The 1065-nt window shown below is 44.5% G+C and carries 1 protein-coding gene; it reads right to left on the minus strand.

Annotated elements, in window-relative coordinates; genetic code table 11:
- On the minus strand, positions 1-973 hold a 973-nt coding region (locus ACS8FD_RS16505; protein WP_439276639.1), incomplete at its 3' end, for an alpha/beta hydrolase family protein.
- Positions 974-1065 lie beyond the last annotated feature (92 nt).

The following is a 1065-nucleotide window of genomic DNA, read 5'->3' on the forward strand; positions in this document are numbered from 1 at the left end:
TCGTAAAGATATCTGTGCTATTTCGATAGATGTTTTTATACTTTTTTTGCAAGCCAGTTGCCAGTAGCGGTGCAAACCGAGTTGCGCCAATATTGACGTTGCCTGAAAATATAGTATCGCCAAAAGCAGCTAATGCATACGGCCCTGATGATGGCGCTATCGCTGTCACAGATTTGCCTTGTTGCTCCAATAGCCTTGCTGCGGCCATGGCCACATAGCCACCTTGCGAATAACCACTAATAAACAGTTCACCAGAGTCGTCGATATTGATGTACTTAGTATCCTTGCTACGCTGCTGCTTTTTGATTATCACACGTGCGCTATCTAAGGCATCGACCATATCAGTTGACTGTTGATCTGCCACTAGGTAAGGATGATAATCAAGCTCAGAATCATCATAGCCTGCATAGTTGGGCGCGACCACGATATAACCTTGCGCCGCAAAATTTGCTGCTATAAGGGTTGCCTCTGATCCTGCTGAATTTTGCGGATTACCTACTTGACTAAAATCATAGGCTTTGTCAGTAGTGGTGCCATGCGCATAGAGCAATACAGGTCGGTCGCCCTGACAGTCGGCACTATCACCACTTGGTAACATCAATGCCGCCGTTGCATTCGTACGCTCGCCTGCTGCCCCCACTGTTGGATAGCTGACTTTTTCTACTTTGATGTCACACTTTGCCGCAGGTGTTGCAGTGTTCTCCAGACCAAAACCACCATCTGTCTGGGCCTTATCAAATGCGTTAACAGCTTGAACAGATGTAATATACTCAGTAGTGATCGTGGTGTCATCGTCTCCGCAGCCGGCCATCAATAGTAAACTACTTGCTACGGCGACTGATAGCACACCTCGCACCATAATTGGTTTGGTTGATTTTGTTAGGATACTAATAGAGCTTGTTTGCTGAACATCCATAGCATTAACTGGAGCGATCTTGCTGTCTTTATTAAGATTGGATTCAAATTTAGACATAATTGCTATCCTTAGCAGTGATAAAACGAAAATTGTCAGACATCCTTGGCAGTTGACCAAAACCTACGTTATATAAAAATAACATGACCATT

It is taken from the genome of Psychrobacter sp. 1U2 (assembly GCF_051847575.1).